The organism is Frigoribacterium salinisoli, assembly GCF_054781095.1.
Genome location: NZ_BAAGVB010000005.1, coordinates 170,492 through 187,254, shown reverse-complemented (window position 1 = coordinate 187,254; position 16,763 = coordinate 170,492). Strand labels below are relative to the sequence as shown.

At 74.0% G+C, this 16,763-nt stretch carries 11 protein-coding genes; 9 read left to right on the top strand and 2 right to left on the bottom strand.

What is annotated here, in order from left to right:
- Window positions 1–95: 95 nt before the first annotated feature.
- Both ACYVHQ_RS12445 and ACYVHQ_RS12440 read left to right on the top strand, forming a co-directional pair.
- Entirely contained in the window at window positions 96–1,946 is a 1,851-nt protein-coding gene (locus ACYVHQ_RS12445) for an alpha/beta hydrolase (RefSeq protein ID WP_460513499.1), read from the top strand.
- The gene (locus ACYVHQ_RS12440) at window positions 1,943–2,644 is read left to right on the top strand and encodes a hypothetical protein (protein WP_460513497.1); all 702 of its coding nucleotides are present in this window, start codon (window positions 1,943–1,945) and stop codon (window positions 2,642–2,644) included. The genes ACYVHQ_RS12445 and ACYVHQ_RS12440 overlap by 4 nt, the downstream gene beginning before the upstream one ends.
- A 15-nt stretch (window positions 2,645–2,659) precedes the next feature.
- On the opposite strand, the gene ACYVHQ_RS12435 is transcribed toward ACYVHQ_RS12440, so the two are convergent.
- Both ACYVHQ_RS12435 and ACYVHQ_RS12430 read right to left on the bottom strand, forming a co-directional pair.
- On the bottom strand, window positions 2,660–3,220 hold the full coding sequence (locus ACYVHQ_RS12435; protein ID WP_460513496.1) for a hypothetical protein: 561 nt from the start codon (window positions 3,218–3,220) through the stop codon (window positions 2,660–2,662).
- Window positions 3,221–3,275: 55 nt separating this feature from the next.
- On the bottom strand, window positions 3,276–4,547 hold the full coding sequence (locus ACYVHQ_RS12430; RefSeq protein WP_460513494.1) for an MFS transporter: 1,272 nt from the start codon (window positions 4,545–4,547) through the stop codon (window positions 3,276–3,278).
- Window positions 4,548–4,632: 85 nt separating this feature from the next.
- Here ACYVHQ_RS12430 and ACYVHQ_RS12425 point away from each other — a divergent pair, with 85 nt between their 5' ends.
- The 7 genes from ACYVHQ_RS12425 to ACYVHQ_RS12395 all read left to right on the top strand — a co-directional run bounded on the left by ACYVHQ_RS12425 (window position 4,633) and on the right by ACYVHQ_RS12395 (window position 16,752).
- On the top strand, window positions 4,633–5,661 hold the full coding sequence (locus ACYVHQ_RS12425) for a LacI family DNA-binding transcriptional regulator (protein ID WP_460513492.1): 1,029 nt from the start codon (window positions 4,633–4,635) through the stop codon (window positions 5,659–5,661).
- 102 nt (window positions 5,662–5,763) lie between these two features.
- Window positions 5,764–7,017, top strand: a complete 1,254-nt coding sequence (locus tag ACYVHQ_RS12420) for a sugar ABC transporter substrate-binding protein (RefSeq protein ID WP_460513490.1) — start codon at window positions 5,764–5,766, stop codon at window positions 7,015–7,017.
- 57 nt (window positions 7,018–7,074) lie between these two features.
- Complete coding sequence (locus tag ACYVHQ_RS12415) at window positions 7,075–8,055, top strand: carbohydrate ABC transporter permease (RefSeq protein ID WP_460513488.1); 981 nt, start codon at window positions 7,075–7,077, stop codon at window positions 8,053–8,055.
- The gene (locus tag ACYVHQ_RS12410) at window positions 8,055–8,870 is read left to right on the top strand and encodes a carbohydrate ABC transporter permease (RefSeq protein ID WP_460513486.1); all 816 of its coding nucleotides are present in this window, start codon (window positions 8,055–8,057) and stop codon (window positions 8,868–8,870) included. The genes ACYVHQ_RS12415 and ACYVHQ_RS12410 overlap by 1 nt, the downstream gene beginning before the upstream one ends.
- 13 nt (window positions 8,871–8,883) lie before the next feature.
- The gene (locus tag ACYVHQ_RS12405) at window positions 8,884–10,845 is read left to right on the top strand and encodes a glycoside hydrolase family 127 protein (RefSeq protein WP_460513484.1); all 1,962 of its coding nucleotides are present in this window, start codon (window positions 8,884–8,886) and stop codon (window positions 10,843–10,845) included.
- Between the two features lie 59 nt (window positions 10,846–10,904).
- Window positions 10,905–14,903, top strand: coding sequence for a LamG-like jellyroll fold domain-containing protein (locus tag ACYVHQ_RS12400; RefSeq protein WP_460513483.1), 3,999 nt, complete (start codon window positions 10,905–10,907; stop codon window positions 14,901–14,903).
- 82 nt (window positions 14,904–14,985) lie between these two features.
- Window positions 14,986–16,752: an amylo-alpha-1,6-glucosidase gene (locus ACYVHQ_RS12395; protein WP_460513481.1), complete on the top strand. Its 1,767-nt coding sequence runs from the start codon at window positions 14,986–14,988 to the stop codon at window positions 16,750–16,752.
- Window positions 16,753–16,763: the final 11 nt, after the last annotated feature.

Genomic DNA, 16,763 nt, shown 5'->3' with positions numbered 1-16,763 from the left:
CCCGTCCCACGTGCTCTCCCGTCCCACGTGCACGAGGAGGAGGGGTGTAGCTTCAGGGGCACGGACGAGCTGGTTCACGCGGGGGTGTGGTGGGCATGACGACGATCGAGTTCGACGACGGGGCGGCACAGGCCCTCCTCGCCGCGGCCGAGGGGGCCTCGAGCGACCTGGGTCAGCAGGCGGCCACGAACCGCTTCGCGGTCGAGGCCGTGGTGATCGACTTCCGGGGCGCGTACGCGACCCTCTTCACGCACGCCGCCAGCATCCGTTCCGAGGACACCCTCTCGCTGACCGGCGTGCTCACCGACCTGACGGCCGCCGTCGGCGAGGCCCGACGACAGGCCGCCGACGAACGCCGACGCCTCGCCGACCTGGCTGCCTGGACGACTCGAGAGGCCGAGCGTGAACGGCAGCGGGCCTCGGGCGACGTGCTCCAGGAGGCCTCGGCGTTCGCTTCGGGGCTCGTCGACCGCCGGCCGTCCGAGGTCCCAATCGCGCCGACCCCTCTCTCGGTCGCCCATCGTGCGCGCGAGCGCGACCGCACCCGCGGCGGCGCGTCCGGAGGGACGTCGTCCGCGGACCCGGACCTGCTGCGGACCTTCGTCGGGATCAGCCGGGCTGCCGACCTCAGCACGGCCCAGCACGTGATCCAGATGAAGAACGCGTGGACGGGCTTCGTCTCGGCGTGCTCCTGGGTGCCCATCGAGTCGGCCACGGCGATCGCGAGCCTCGACACCCTCATGGCGGAGAACGCCCTGGACGCCACCTGGATCGAGGGGATCGCGGCAGCGTTCGAAGCGGCGGGCGGCGGGTCCCTCCCCGACGTGCGGCTGGACGGGGTGGCCGTCACCGCCGCCTCGCCGGCGTTGACCGCGCTGCTCCAGCCCGGCCTCACCCCTGCCGAGGTCGCCGCGGCCTGGGCATCGCTGCCGCAGTCCGCGGCCTACGTCGAGGGCCTGCCGCTCGCTGCCCAGTACCTCGTGGCGAACCTCGACGGCATCCCCGCGGCCACGCGCGACGTCGCGTCGCGAGCCGTCCTCGCTGCGGCCGTCGCGGATCCTGAGGGGGTCGCGCAGCTGATGGGGGTCGCCCCGGACGGCCCGCTGGCGGAGCGCGACTTCGGGGAGCAGGTCAGGGCCCTCCAGGACGCGGTGGAGCAGGCCGACCTCACGGCGAGCGAGCTGCCCGGGCACGACGGGAGCCCCGGCGTCGCCCAGCTGCTCGGCTTCGGCGTGCACGACGGGGCGGTGGTGGCCGCGATCTCGCTGGGGGACGTCGACGCGGCGTCGAACGTCACCGTCAACGTCCCGGGGATGAACTCGAACGTGGGGGAGATGAACACGGCCGTCACGGCAGCGGACCAGCTGATCCGCGCCGCGGAGGGGGAGGACCCGGAGGGTTCCTACGCCGTCGTCTCGTGGATGGGCTACAACTCGCCCGACCCCCTGGAGGTGGCGTCGTCCGCCCGCGCGTCGTCGGGGGCCGCCGAGCTGGCGTCGTTCCTGGACGGCCTGCACGAGAGCAGGGTCGACGACCCGGCTGGCTCCGTCACCGTGATGGCCCACTCGTACGGTTCGACGACCACGTCGGAGGCCCTGCTGCTGACCCAGCACCGCGTGGACTCGTTCATCTCGTACGGGTCCGTGGGGCTGACGAACGAGGCGACGGTCGCCGACCTCCAGGCCGACGAGGTCTACGCGACGCGCGCCGAGGGCGACGGCCTCGCGCCCTTGGGCCTGGTGCTCGGGCGCGTCACCCGGACGGACCCGCTCGACGTCGACGGGGTGCAGGTGTTCTCGGCCGAGGACGGCCCGGGCACCGAGGCCGTGACGAAGCACGACATGTTCGCCGAGGCCGGCTCCGACCAGTACGGGTACCTCTCGGCGGGCTCGACCACGCTCCAGACCATCTCGCAGATCGTGGCGACAGGGAGACCGGGCCGATGAACGACGACAGGAACACACGCTGGCACCACGTCGCCGCACTCGTGGCGACGCTCCTGGTGCTCGTGACGACAGGGTGCGCTGCGAGCGCGGAGGACGGAGACGACATGGTGGGACAGGACGCGCGGGACGCCGCCGGGATGACGCGGGCGGAGGTCGCGGACCTGTCCCTGGAGGACGAGTTCGGCCTGGCGTCCGAGCGCTACGACGAGATGCAGGGCCTGCTCGAGGAGGCGCAGGTCCGGATCTCCGACGGCCCGTGGACCTGGGTCGGCGGGGACGTGCTCCCCGTCATGGGAGGCGCGAACGCGTTCGGTGCGCCGCTCGAGGGCGCCGACGAGGCGAACAGCTACTTCTTCCAGGCCGGTCGGAACATCGCGGCCGAGGGCGTGACGGGGACCCGAGCCGACCTCGATCCGATGATCGAGCACTTCGACGAGAAGGGGTGGGAGTCGTCCGTCCGGGAGGTCGGACGCAACCACGAGGCCCGGGCCGACAGCGGTGACGGCTGGTGGGTCACGTACACCGTGCGCCCCAACGGGCAGTGCACGGTGAGCGTGTACAGCGAGCCCTTCTGGACGAACGACTCGGGGGAGCTGCGGCTGGCGATCGGCGAGCGGGACGTCACCCCGTTCCCCGCGGAGTCGGTGCCCGGGGACCACGAGGCCTTCCCGTCGTGGAGCGACCCGGTCCAGCCGTAGCGCGGCTCGCCGTCGTCAGCCCTCGGGGTCGGGCACGGGGGTGACGGACACGGCGTAGGCCGTCGGGCCGCCCTCGAGCCCGAGGAGGACCGTGGGCCCCGCGGGGGCGCTGTCGTACTCGAAGCTGATGCTGCCGGCCGAGCAGGTCGCGTCGGGGGCGCCCGGGGAGGCGGGGTCCGCGGGCGGGTCGAGCCGGACGGTGACGGTCCCGTCGCCCAGGCAGGCCACGTCCACGGCGTAGGGGCCCGCGGGGCGGTCCACGGCCGTGAGGCTGACGTCCGTCGAGGTGCTCTCGGCGAGCCAGCCGCTCTGCGCGAGCACGGGCCCCTGGCCGTCCGATCGGGGGAGCGCACCCGCGGCCCAGTCGGGGATCTCGTCGACGTCGATCGGCAGGGAGTCCCGGTCCGCCCGTGCCTCGTCGGAGAGGGCCCCGGGCTCGGGCGGGGCCGAGGTCTCGTGCGAGCCGGGCGTGCCGGACGGTCCGCCGGCACCGTCGGACGTGCAGGCCGAGAGGGATCCGGCCGCGAGGAGCACGGCGGCGACGGAGAGCAGGCGGTTCGTGCGCGTCACGGGCATGCGCCCACGTTACGCAGACCGGTCGGGCCCGGGAGCGAGGGTGCCCCGCGTCCGCTCAGGACGAGACCGGCTCCGCCACCGGCCGCCCGCGCAGGCTCGGCGCCACGACGACCGCGACGGCGACGAGGACCATCGGCAGGATCAACGCGGTGCGGAGCGAGGAGTGCTCCCCGACGAGGCCGAGGACGGGCGGCCCGACGAGGAACGCCACGTAGCCCAGGGTCGCCACGAACGAGACCCGGGCGGCGGGGCGCGGGCCGGAGTCGCCGGCGGCGGAGAGGGCGACCGGGAACCCGAGGCTCGTCCCGAGGCCCCACAGCAGGACCCCGGCGCCGGCGCCGACCTGGCTGTCGGGGAAGATCACGAGCGCCGTCCCGACGGTGGAGGCCACGGCGCAGACGGTGAGCACGGCCGCGCGGCCGTACCGTTCGACGAACCGTCCGCCGGCGAAGCGCCCGACGGTCATCGCGGCGGCGAAGATCGCGAAGACCGCCGAGCCGAGGGCGGGGTCGACGCCGTGCCCGTCGACCATGACCAGGGGCAGCCAGTCGTTCGCGGTCCCCTCCGCCATCGCCATGGCGAGCACGACCACGCCGATCAGCAGGAGCCTGCCGTCCGTCCACACGCGGGCCGGGCGGGCCGACGCGAGGGGCGCGGCTCCGGGGGTCGCCTGCCCTGCGGGCTCTGCGCGCCCCACGCCGGAGGGGACGTGCCGGACGGCGAGCGGCACGACGACCGCCGCGACCCCGCCGACGAGCAGGAGGTGCCAGACCACCGGGAACGCGGTCGCCGTGGCGACGATCCCGGCGACGGCCCCGACGACGGTCCCGAGGCTGAAGGAGCCGTGCAGGGACGGCAGGACCGATCGTCCGATGAGCGTCTCGAGGTCGGCGCCGTCGACGTTCATGGCGACCTCGGCGCCGCCCATGCCCAGGCCGAACAGGGCCAGGCCGGCGGTGGCCACGACGCTGCTCGAGGCCGCGGCGCCCAGGCCGACGGTCGGCATGCTCAGGACGACGAGGGAGATCCCCGAGAGCATGACCGGCCGGGTGCTGAACCGGGCCACGAGCGGCCCGGAGGACAGGATGCCGACCATCGACCCGACGGACAGGCCGAAGAGCACGAGTCCCATCTGCGCCGTCGACGCCCCCAGGAGGTCGCGGATCGCCGGCGTGCGGGTCACCCAGGAGGCGATCGAGGAGCCCGGCACGAAGAACAGCGCGAACAGGGCGAGGCGGCGGCGGGACAGGGCAGGGGACACGGATCTCCTCGGGGACGGTCCCGAGAGCCTACGGGCCGGGGTCCGGCCTGGCGCTCCACGGATCACCCGCACCTCACCCTTGCGCTCCTCGCGGCACGCGTTGTAACGTCGAACCGGTTCGAATCGTCGAACCGGTTCGAAGGAGAACGAGATGGTCACGATCGCCGACGTCGCCCGCGAAGCGGGGGTGTCCCGCAGCACCGCGTCCTACGCGCTGTCCGGCAAGCGCTCCATCTCGGCGGGCGTGCGCGAGCGGGTCGCGGCCGTGGCCGCGAGCCTCGACTACACGCCGAACGCCGGTGCGCGGTCGCTCGCCACCTCGCAGACCAAGGTGATCGGCCTCCTGGCGCAGTTCCTGGAGGACGAGTTCGCACCCGCGATGCTCCAGTACATGCTCGGCGTCTCGAACACGGCCCGCGAGCTCGGCTACGACATCCTGCTCGTCACCGATTCCGACGGCACGGGCGCGCTCCGCCGCATCAGCGACTCGCGCATGGTGGACGGCATCGTCCTGCTCAACGTCGCCGAGGACGACCCCCGCCTCGACATCCTCCGTGACGCGCGCCAGCCCGGCGCGCTCGTCGGCCTGCCCCGCGACTGCCGCGGGGTCGACGTCTTCGACCTCGACTTCGAGGCCGCCGGACGCGCCATGGTCGACCACCTCCATCAGCTCGGCCACCGCGAGCTCGTGCTCGTCTCGCAGCCCGAGCACGTCGTCGACCGCGGCGGCGCCTACGTCTGGCGCCTCCGCAACGCGGCCCTCGATGCCGCCGAGGCGCACGGCATCCGCCTGCACGCCTCGTTCGCGCCGTCGTCGCAGCCCGACGTCGGCCGCGTCCTCGCGGGCCTCCTCGACGCCCACCCCCACGCCACGGGCCTGCTCGTCAACAACGAGGCCGCCGCGGCGGCGCTGCCGACCGTGCTGCACGCGCGCGGCCTCACCAGCCCCGGCGACCTCTCGGTGCTCGGTCGCTACTCCGACGAGTTCGCGCGGACCTTCTCGCTGCCGTACACCTCGATCGAGAGCGCGCCCGACCGGCTGGGCAGCATGGCCGTCCGCCAGCTCGTGCGCCGCATCGAGGGCGACCTCGACCCCGACGAGCCCGCCCTCGTGCAGCTCCTCGACCCCGAGATCGTCGACCGCGGCAGCACGGCGCGCCCTCGCGCCACAGCGCCCTGACCCCCTGACCGCACCACCCGCACCGCACCACCCGCACCGCACCGTCCCGCACCACCCGCACCGCAGTCGGCGTCCCGCCGGCGTTGTTCAAGGAGGAACAGCATGATCCGCTCCACCCGCAAGCCCGCCCTGGCCGCCGCAGCCGGCCTCCTCTCGATCGGCCTCCTGGCCGGCTGCTCCGGCGGCTCGGCCGACGGGGGCGGCGAGGCCGCCAGCGGCACCTACACGTGGTGGGACCCGTACCCCCAGCACGAGGCCGGCTCCGACTGGGCGAACCGCGTCGAGGCCTGCGGCACCGAGGCCGGCGTCGAGATCCAGCGCACGGCCTACGACACGACGGCGCTGACGAACCAGGCGCTCCTCGCCGCGCAGGAGGGCAGCTCGCCCGACGTGATCCTGCTCGACAACCCGGCCGTGTCGACGCTCGCGGAGGCGGGGATCCTCAGCACCGTCGACGAGCTCGGCCTCGACGTCTCCGAGGTCGACGAGAACCTCCTCGCGGCGGGTCAGCTCGACGGGGACACCTTCGGGATCCCCATCGGTGCCAACACCCTGGCGCTGTACTACAACGCGGACGTGCTCGAGGCGGCGGGCGTCGACCCCGCCTCCGTCACGGACTGGGCGAGCCTCACCACCGCCCTCGAGGCGATCGACGCCTCCGGTGCCCGCGGCATCACCTTCGCCGGCATCGGCACCGAGGAGGGGTCGTTCCAGTTCCTGCCCTGGTTCTGGGGCGCGGGCGCCGACCTCGACGAGCTGGACTCGCCGAAGGCCGTCGCGGCCCTCACGCTCTGGAAGGACTGGGTCGACCGTGGTCTGGCCCCCAACACCGTGATCAACAACTCGCAGAACACCACCTGGGAGGAGTTCCTCACGGGCGGCTTCGGCTTCGTCGAGAACGGCACCTGGCAGGTGAACAGCGCGGCCGAGGCCGGCTTCGAGACCGGCTACGTCGAGATCCCCGCCGAGTCGGGCGGCGTGGCACCGGCCCCGACCGGCGGCGAGTTCATCGTCGCGCCCGTGCAGGACGACGACGCGCGCTACGACGTCACCCGCGAGATCGTCGAGTGCATGACGACCCCCGAGGGCTTCGTCGAGACGGCGAACACGTTCGCCTACTACGTGCCGCCGACCGAGGAGGGCCAGGAGGCGCTGGTCGAGGAGCACCCCGACCTCGAGACCTGGGTCTCGGCCGTCCGGGAGGCCAAGGGCCGCACGAGCGACGACCTCGGCACCGACTACCCGGTCGTCTCCGAGGCGCTCTGGACCGCCGTGCAGCGCGCCCTCTCGGGCATCGCGTCCCCGCAGGAGGCCCTGGAGACCGCGCAGGACCAGGTCGAGTCCGAGCTCGGCTGACCCCGCCGAGCACCACCCCTGCACCACCACCAGCACCAGCACCACCGGAGGACGACCATGACGACGACCCTCGCCGACGCGGGGACGCGTCGCGGTGACCGAGCCGGGGCGGGCGACAGCTCGCCCGCCCCGGCCGGACCGCCGCGCCGCCGACGCGGACCGAACGGCAGCCAGTGGGCCGCCGTCGGGTTCGCGGCCCCGCTGCTGACCTACCTGGCGGTCTTCTACGCCTACCCGTTGCTGCGCAACCTCGACCTCAGCACGCACGACTACACGATCCGCGCCTTCGTCACCGGCGACGCGGACTTCGTGGGACTCGACAACTACGTCGACGTCGTGTCGTCGCCGCTGTTCGGCACCGCCCTGGCGAACACGGCGGTCTTCACGCTCGGCTCGATCGCCGTGCAGTTCACGCTCGGCCTCGCGCTCGCCGTGTTCTTCCGGTCGTCGTTCCGGCTGAGCGGCCTCCTCCGCGCCCTGTTCCTCGTGCCGTGGCTGCTGCCGCTCATCGTGTCGGCCTCGACCTGGTCGTGGATGCTCAACAGCGAGAACGGCATCGTCAACTCGGTGCTCGGCGCGTTCGGAGCGGGCCAGGTCAACTGGCTCACCTCGCCGGACACCGCGCTGCTGTCGGTGACGATCGCGAACATCTGGCTCGGGATCCCGTTCAACCTGGTGATCCTCTACTCGGGGCTGCAGAACATCCCCGACGAGGTCTACGAGGCGTCGTCGCTCGACGGCGCCGGCCCCTGGCGCCAGTTCTGGAGCATCACGTTCCCGCTGCTGCGCCCGGTCTCGGCGATCACGCTCCTGCTCGGCCTGATCTACACGCTCAAGGTCGTCGACGTGATCTGGATCATGACCACGGGAGGCCCGGGCGACGCCACGACGACGCTCGCCGTCTGGTCGTACAGCGAGGCCTTCGGCACGGGACGCCCCGACTTCTCGCCCGCCGCGGCCGTCGGCAACGTGCTGATCCTCATCGCGCTCGTGTGCGGCCTGCTCCACATCCAGCTCCAACGACGACAGGAGGCGTGATGCCCGCCCAGCGCTCTTGGTGGAGGACCGGCCTCGGCCTCCTCTTCACCGCGATCATGCTGTTCCCCGTCTACTGGATGGTGAACGTCTCGCTCACGCAGACCGGCGACCTCCGGGCGTCGCCGCCCCACTGGGCCCCGTGGGCGCCGACCCTCGAGGGCTACCGGACCGTGCTGGCGAACCAGCTGCCCGCGCTCGGCACGAGCCTGGTCATCGGCCTCGGCACCGTGCTGCTGACGGTGGTCATCGCCGCACCGGCGGGCTACGCCCTGGCGCTCCTGAACCTGAGGGGCGGGCGCGCGCTGAACTTCCTGCTCATCGTGGCCCAGATGATCCCCGCGGTCGTCATGGCCATGGGCTTCTACGCCATCTACGTGCGGCTCGGCCTGCTCAACACGCTGCCGGGGCTCATCATCGCCGACAGCACCATCGCGGTGCCGTTCGGCGTGCTGCTCTACACCGCCTTCATGGCCGGGATCCCGCGCGAGCTGCTGCAGGCGGCCCGGGTCGACGGGGCGGGCGCCTGGGGCACGTTCGTCTCGGTCGTGCTGCCGGTGAGCCGCAACAGCACGATCACCGTGTCGCTCTTCGCGTTCCTCTGGGCCTGGTCGGACTTCATCTTCGCCTCGACCCTGAACCGGAACGGCGACCTGATCCCGATCACCCTCGGCATCTACCAGTACATCGGCAACAACACGACCCAGTGGAACGCGATCATGGCCACCGCCGTGGTGGCGTCCGTGCCCGCCGCCGTCCTCCTCGTCCTCGCGCAGCGCTACGTCGCCGCGGGCGTGACGGCCGGCTCGGTCAAGTGACGGAGACGGACCAGTGACCCTCGACACGACCACCACGCCCCCTGCCCCCGCCGACGGCGCGGGTCCCAGCGAGCGGGCGCGCACCGCGCGCCCCGTCGAGCCGGCAGCGGGCGCCCTCCGCGGCGCGGGCCTCGGCGAGGTGACGCTCGACGGCGGCTTCTGGGGCACGCTCCAGGACCGGAACGCGGCGGCGACCCTGCAGCACTGCGCCGACTGGATGGAGCGCCTCGGCTGGATCGAGAACTTCGACCGCGTCGCCGCGGGCACGACCGGTCCCGACCGACCCGGGTGGCAGTTCTCCGACTCCGAGGTGTACAAGCTGCTCGAGGCGCTCGCCTGGGAGCACGGCCGCACGGGCGACCCTGCCGCCGACGCCCTCTTCGAGGCCCTCGTGGACCGGGTGCTGCCCGCCGAGGACCCCGACGGCTACCTCAACACCTGCTACGGGCACCCCGGTCGCGCCGGGCGGTACACGGACCTCTCCGCCGGCCACGAGCTCTACTGCTCGGGCCACCTGGTGCAGGCCGCCGTCGCGCGCCTCCGAACGACCGGCGAGGACCGCTTCACCGCCCTCGGGCGACGGGTCGCGGACCACGTCGTCCGCGAGTTCGGGGCGGACGGCCGCGACGGCGTCTGCGGACACCCGGAGATCGAGGTGGCCCTTGCCGAGCTGGCGCGCGCCACGGGCGACGAGCGCTACCGGGTGCAGGCGGAGCTCTTCGTCGAGCGGCGCGGGCACGGGACCCTCGACCCGATCGCCCTGCTCGGGCCGGCCTACTTCCAGGACGACGTGCCGGTGCGCGAGACCGAGGCGTGGCACGGCCACGCGGTGCGCGCGCTCTACCTCGCCGCCGGCGCGGTCGACGTCGCCGTCGACGGTGGCGACGACGAGCTGCTCGCCGCGCTCGAGGGCCAGTGGCGACACAGCGTGGAGCGTCGCACCTACATCACGGGCGGCATGGGGTCACGGCACCAGGACGAGGGCTTCGGCGACGACTGGGAGCTGCCGCCGGACCGCGCCTACTGCGAGACCTGCGCCGGCATCGCCTCGAACATGGTGTCGTGGCGGCTCTACCTCGCCACGGGCCGGGTCGAGTACGTCGACCTCATCGAGCGTACCTCGTACAACGTGCTGGCCACGTCCCCGAGCGCCGACGGCACGGCGTTCTTCTACGCCAACCCCCTGCAGCAGCGGGTGGCCGGTGGCGACGTGCTGCCCGACGCCGTCAACGCGCGCGCCGAGGGCGGTGTCCGGGCCCCCTGGTTCGACGTCTCCTGCTGCCCGACGAACGTCGCGCGGACCCTGGCCTCGTGGCACACGACGACCGCCGCGGTCGACGGCGACCGCACGGGCGTGCTGCTGCAGTACGCCACGGGTGACGTCCGCCTCGCCCTCGGGGCGGGCGAGCTGCACCTCCGCGTGACGACGAGCTACCCCGACGACGGCGACGTGCGCGTCGTGGTCGTCGCGGCGCCCGAGGGCAGCGCGCTCCGCCTGCGCGTGCCGTCGTGGGCAGGAGGCGCGCAGCTCACGCTCCCCGGCACGGGCACCCGTGAGGTCGCGCCTGGCTGGGTCGACGTGGACGCCCTCGCCGGGGGCGACGAGTTGCTGCTGCGCCTGCCCGTGCAGCCGCGCGCCACGTGGCCGGACCCCAGGATCGACGCCGTGCGCGGCACCGTCGCGGTGGAGCGCGGACCCCTCGTGCTCTGCCTCGAGTCGACCGACCTGCCCGAGGGCGTCGCCCTCGACGACGTGCGGGTCGACCCCGGCCAGGGCCTCCGGCACCACGGCGACGGTGCGCTCGTGCGGGCGAGGGCCGACGCCGCGCCGCCGCGCGGGTCCGGCCTGCCCCCGTTCGGCGCCCGCCCGGCGGTGGTGCGGCCGGGTGCCGCGTTCGACCTCCCCCTCGTGCCGTACCACCGGTGGGCCGAGCGGGGCGCCGCGACCATGCGGGTCTTCCTGCCCACCTCCTGACCACCACGACCGACCGACGACAGAGCCCTCCCCCCATCTCGAGACAGAGAGGTCCCGACATGACCGACCGACACGCTCCGCCCCCGCTGCGGAGGCTGCGCCGCGGCGCCGCCCTCGCCACCGCCCTCGCGGTCTGCACCGGGGGCCTCGCCCTCGGTGCCGGACCCGCGACGGCCCGAGCTGCCGCCGCCCCCGAGCCGCGGCTGCACTGGACCCTCGACGCGCTCGAGGGCAGCACGGTGCCCGACGCCTCGGGCAACGGCCTCGACGGCACGCTCAGCGGCAGCGCCGAGCTCGTCGAGGGCCAGGACGGCCAGGCGCTCGACCTGCGCGGCGGCACCGTCTCGATCCCCCGTGGCGCGATCGGGCAGGAGGCCGACCTCACCGTCTCGACGCGCTTCCGCTGGAGTGGTGAGGGCGGCAACTGGCAGTGGCTCTACGGCCTGGGCAGCGGCACCGACCGCTACCTCTTCCAGACGCCGTCCTCGGGCGACGGCACGCTCCGCACGTCCGTCACGGCCGGTGGTGAGGGCGGCGAGGCGCAGGTGCCCGGCTGGCAGCCCGCGGCGGCCGGCGAGTGGGTCACGCTCACCACGACCCTCGACGCGACGGCCGACCGTCTGACGACGTACGTCGACGGCGTCGAGCTCGGCAGCGCCCCGACCACCGTCAGCGCGCAGGACCTGCTCACCGACCAGGCCACGGTGGCCGGCTCCCTGGGCGGCTCGTTCTACCCCGACCCGGCGTTCCGGGGCGCCGTCGACGCCTTCCGCGTCTACGGCGCGGCGCTCACCGCCGGCCAGGTCGCCGAGGTGGTCGGCGACGACCTGCCGACCGTCGAGGCGCTCGAGCGCACCACCTTCGAGGTCCGCACGCGGACCGGCCAGGCCCCGACCCTGCCGGCGAGCACCCGCGCCACCTTCGACGACGGCTACGACCGGGCCGTGCCGATCGCCTGGGACGAGGTCGACCCGGCGGCGTACGCGGGTACCGGCAGCTTCGAGGTCGCCGGCACGGCGGCGGGCGAGGCCGTCACCGCGCGGGTCGACGTGAACCGCGGCGAGCTGCGCGTCGACCTCGGCGAGACCACGGGCGACGTCCACGGCGGCGCCTCGGGGGTGCTCTACGGCCTTTACGGCGACGGCATGCCCAGCGACGAGCTGCTGGAGGGCATGAACGTGCGCTCCGTGGCCACGAAGGCGCAGGACGGCTCGCAGCACCCCGGCTCGGACGCGCTCGAGATCCTCGGGCCGCTGACCCGCACCACCGACGGCGACGTCTACATGCGCATCGTCGACTGGTACCGGGGCTTCCCGTACCAGTGGCCCGGCGACACGCCCGAGGCCAAGATGGCCGACTTCCGCGTGCAGCTCGACGCGCAGCTCGAGAAGATCGCGACGCTGCCCGACGACCAGCGGGCGAACCTCGTCATCGAGCCCTTCAACGAGCCCGAGGGCAACACCTTCGGCACGGGCGAGTGGAGCTACGACCGCACGAGCTGGCTCGACGACCCCACCGACTACTTCGCCGCCTGGGACGAGACCTACCGCACCATCAAGGCCGCCTACCCCGACATGCGCGTCGCGGGCCCCGGCACGTCCGTGCTGTTCCCGCAGGTGCGCGGGTTCCTCGACCACACCGTGGCCGAGGGCACCGTGCCGGACATCATCACCTGGCACGAGCTGACGCACCCGCAGGCGATCCGCGACTCGGTCGAGCAGTTCCGCGGCTGGGAGGCCGAGGCCTTCGCGGGCAGCGCCTACGCCGGGCGCGAGACGCCGATCAACATCAACGAGTACGCGTTCAACTACCACACCTCCGTCCCCGGGCAGATGGTGCAGTGGATGTCGGCCATCGAGGACTCCAAGGTCGACGCGATGATCGCGTTCTGGAACATCAACGGCAACCTGAGCGACTCGGCCGTGCAGTCGGACCGGGCCAACGGCCAGTGGTGGCTCTACAACGCGTACGCCCAGCTCAGCGGGCAGACCGTCGCGGTGACCCCGCCGCAGCCGGGCGAGAACTACTCGCTGCAGGGGCTCGCGTCGCTCGACGAGGACCAGGCCCGGTCGCGCGTCCTGCTGGGCGGGGCCTCCGGTGACGCCCCGGTCGACGTCGTCGACGTGCCCGAGGGCGTCTTCGGCGACCAGGTGCGGGCGTGGGTCCGCGAGATCCCGTGGACGGGCCAGCTCGGCGACTCGGCCCAGCCGCGCACGCTCAGCGAGCGCGTGCTGCCCGTCGTCGACGGCAGCGTCTCCTTCGACTTCGGTGCGGGCGACCTGCCCGAGCTGAAGGAGTCGTCGGCGTACGAGATCGTGATCACGCCCGCGGGTGCCGGCGAGGTCGCCTCGACCCCGGCCACAGCGTGGGACGCCAGCTACGAGGCCGAGGACGCCGCGATCAGCGGCAGCGGCTGGAGCGTCAACGGCCCCGAGGGCTCGCCGGCCGACGTCGGCAAGTTCTACACCTCGGGCGGTCTGGACGTGGGCGGCCTGCGCACCGGGTCGGACGTCGCGATGGACTTCACGGTCGACGTGCCCGAGGACGGCAGCTACGACCTCAGCGTCTTCGCGAACAGCCTCAACACCTTCGAGCGGGTCCAGGAGCAGGGGCCGACGAACGTGTTCCTCACGGTCGACGGCGGGGCCGAGCAGGAGCTGTTCCTGCCCCTCGCCTACAAGTGGGTGGTCTGGGACCACGCCGACACGACCGTCGACCTGACGGCCGGCGAGCACGTCGTCACCCTCTCGGCCCGCAGCCTCGACGGCAGCGGAGCCACGGTGGGCGACGCCCTCGTCGACCGGATCACGCTCGCCCTGCCGTCGCCGACGGCCGGCACCGACGTGTACGAGGCCGAGCTCGCCGACCTCGACGGCGGACGCCTGTCGTACGGCGGCGACGAGGTCGCGGCCAGTGCCGCGGCGCCCCTGTCCGGTTCGGGCGCGGCCCGCCTGGGCGAGGGCGACACGGCGACCTTCTGGGTCTACGGGGAGCGCGACGCCGAGGCGACGATGGAGCTCGCCGCGACCGGCACGGCGACGGTGGCGCTGAACGGCGCCCCGGTGCTCTCCACCACCGAGGGCCTGCGGGCCGCGGTGGCGGTGCGCGGCGGGGTCAACAAGGTCGTCGTCACAGGAGGCGCGGACGGCGCGATCGTCGACCGCCTCACCGTCTCGGGCGGCACGGGCGCCCTCGAGCGCACCGAGCTGCAGGCCGAGGACGGCACCCTCGCCGGCACGGCGACCGTGCAGGAGCTGTCGCTCGCCGAGGGCGGCGCCGCGGTGTCGTCGATCGGCGGCGAGCCGGGCAACGGCAACATGCTGACGCTCGACGTCGAGGCCGCCGAGGCGGGTCCGCACGCGGTCGTGATCCGCTACTCGAACCCCGAGCAGGTGCCCGCGACGCACTACAACCCCAACCCGATGGCCCGCCACGCCGACATCTCCGTCAACGGCGGCGCGGCCGAGCGGGTGCTGTTCCCGCCGACGTTCCACGAGAACGCCTTCTTCGAGCGGACCCTCGTGCTCGACCTCGTCGCCGGGGCGAACACCCTCACGTTCGCCGCGGAGGAGCAGCCGAACTGGGACGGCACCACGTACGCCGGGGACACCTGGCCGGGAATCCCGCTCCGGGCCGACCAGGCCCCGATCATCGACCGCCTCTCGGTGTCACCGCTCAGCGCGGTGCTCGCCGCGGAGCCGGCCGAGCCCGGCGACCCGACGGAGCCCGGCACGCCCGGTGACCCCGGCGACCCGACGGAGCCGGGCACGCCCGGTGACCCCGGCGACCCGACGGAGCCCGGCACGCCCGGTGAGCCCGGCGACCCGACGGAGCCCGGCACGCCCGTCGACCCGACGGAGCCCGGCGCCCCCGGTGACGGGACCGGCTCGGGCTCCGGCTCCGGCCGCGACGACGGGCCGAGCGCCACGGCGGCCGACCGTGGACCGCTGGCCATGACGGGCTCGACGCTCGCCGGCGTCCTGCTGGCGGCGGGCCTCCTGCTCGCGACCGCCGGCACGGGCCTGGTCCTGCGTCGCAGGAGGGGCCTGCAGGACTGACCCGCCCGGGGGCGGGACCGGTGACGGTCCCGCCCCCGCTCCGTCCTCGCCGCACCGCCCCGCCCTCCCCGGAAGGACCACGATGACCACCCCCGCCCCCACCCCCGCCTCCACCCCCGCCGCCGTCCCCGCCCGACCCGACGGGCGCGTGCCGATCGACCTCGCCGAGATCCCGTTCAGCACGCGGGGCGCCTGGACCGACGTCTCGCCCGTCGTCGGGCTGCACGAGACCGCCGACCACCTGCACCTGGTCTCGCACCGCAGCGGCCTCACCGGCGTGCTCCAGCTGTCGCTGCGGGCCGGGGGCCGCGAGGTGGAGGTGCCCGTCACCGCCGACAGCTCCGTGCTGGCCTGGTCGTCGCCCGACGGCACCGTCGAGGCCACGTACGACGGGCCCGAGGTGCTGCGGTTCCGGGGCCGGGGCCTCGCGCTGCGCCTCACCGACGCCGCGACCGAGCTGACCCCGTTCACGGGCACGTACCTCTACGAGGACCTCGCCGCGCAGGCGTTCTGCTTCACCTCCTACGAGACGGGGCAGCGGTACCGCGTCACGGTCCTCGCGGGCGAGGTCACGGCCGAGGGGGTCGAGGCGCTCGGCGAGTCCCCGCGGTGGGTCGAGGCGGCGGCGACGGGCCGGGAGACGTGGGAGATCGCCGTGGAGGAGTTCCCGACGACGCGGGCCTCCTTCGTGCCCACGCGCTCGTTCGACGACTCGGTCGTCGGAGCCGACCAGGACTTCGGCGACTGGCTCGAGCGCGTCGCCCCCTGGCGCACCGCCGCGACGCCCGCCGCCGATCGAGCGGCCTACGTGCTGTGGTCGGCCACCGTCGCGCCCGAGGGGTTCCTCGCCCGCGAGTCCGTGCTCATGTCGATGCACTGGATGGACAAGGTGTGGAGCTGGGACCACTGCTTCAACGCCCTCGCGCTCGCCCCGGGCGACCCGCGGGCCGCCCTCGACCAGTTCCTCGCGCCGTTCGACCACCAGACCCCCGAGGGCGCGCTGCCCGACTCGATCGCGCACTCCGAGCTGCTCTACAACTACGTCAAGCCGCCGATCCACGGCTGGGCCCTCGCGCGCCTCCTGCCCTCGCTCGACCTCACCGCGGACGAGCTGCAGGAGGTCCACGACCGGCTGGCCGCGTGGACCCGCTTCTGGCTCGAGCACCGCGTCGCGCCCGGTCGCACCGCCGCGCACTACCAGCACGGCAACGACAGCGGGTGGGACAACGCCACGACCTTCGACCTCGACCGGGTCGTCGAGGGCCCGGACCTCGCGGCGTTCCTCGTGCTGCAGCTCGGCGTCGTCCGCGACCTCGCCCTCCGGCTCGGACGGGACGACGAGGCCGCCACCTGGGAGGCTGCGCGGCGGGTGCAGCTCGACGCCCTCGAGGGCCTGTGGGACGGCCGCGCCTACCGGGCCACCGCGCCGCGCACCGGGCGCCGGAGCACCTCGACGAGCCTCCTGGCCCTGATGCCGCTCGTGCTCGGCGACGAGCTCGACGACGGCCGCCGGGAGGCGCTCGGCGCCCTCGTCGACGAGCACCTCACCGAGTGGGGCCTCGCCACGGAACGCCCGGACTCCGCCGCCTACGAGTCCGACGGGTACTGGCGCGGCCCGATCTGGGCGCCGTCCACGGTGCTGCTGGAGGACGGGCTCCGCCGTGCCGGGCTCGTCGACCGCGCCGACCGGGTGAGCGCGTCGTTCCGTCGGCTGTGCGAGGCGTCCGGCTTCGCCGAGAACTTCGACGCGCTCACGGGGGAGGGGCTGCGCGACCGGGCCTACACCTGGACGGCGAGCGCGTACCTCGTGCTGGCGGCCGAGGCCGCGGAGCGTGACGGGTCGCTCTGACGCGGGTCGTC

Excerpts from the sequence above, each read along its gene's own strand:
- ACYVHQ_RS12400 (WP_460513483.1), top strand. The coding sequence starts at position 10,905 with ATGACCGACCGACACGCTCCGCCCCCGCTGCGGAGGCTGCGCCGCGGC.
- ACYVHQ_RS12425 (WP_460513492.1), top strand. The coding sequence starts at position 4,633 with ATGGTCACGATCGCCGACGTCGCCCGCGAAGCGGGGGTGTCCCGCAGC.
- ACYVHQ_RS12415 (WP_460513488.1), top strand. The coding sequence starts at position 7,075 with ATGACGACGACCCTCGCCGACGCGGGGACGCGTCGCGGTGACCGAGCC.
- ACYVHQ_RS12420 (WP_460513490.1), top strand. The coding sequence starts at position 5,764 with ATGATCCGCTCCACCCGCAAGCCCGCCCTGGCCGCCGCAGCCGGCCTC.
- ACYVHQ_RS12445 (WP_460513499.1), top strand. The coding sequence starts at position 96 with ATGACGACGATCGAGTTCGACGACGGGGCGGCACAGGCCCTCCTCGCC.
- ACYVHQ_RS12395 (WP_460513481.1), top strand. The coding sequence starts at position 14,986 with ATGACCACCCCCGCCCCCACCCCCGCCTCCACCCCCGCCGCCGTCCCC.
- ACYVHQ_RS12440 (WP_460513497.1), top strand. The coding sequence starts at position 1,943 with ATGAACGACGACAGGAACACACGCTGGCACCACGTCGCCGCACTCGTG.
- ACYVHQ_RS12410 (WP_460513486.1), top strand. The coding sequence starts at position 8,055 with ATGCCCGCCCAGCGCTCTTGGTGGAGGACCGGCCTCGGCCTCCTCTTC.
- ACYVHQ_RS12435 (WP_460513496.1), bottom strand. The coding sequence starts at position 3,220 with ATGCCCGTGACGCGCACGAACCGCCTGCTCTCCGTCGCCGCCGTGCTC.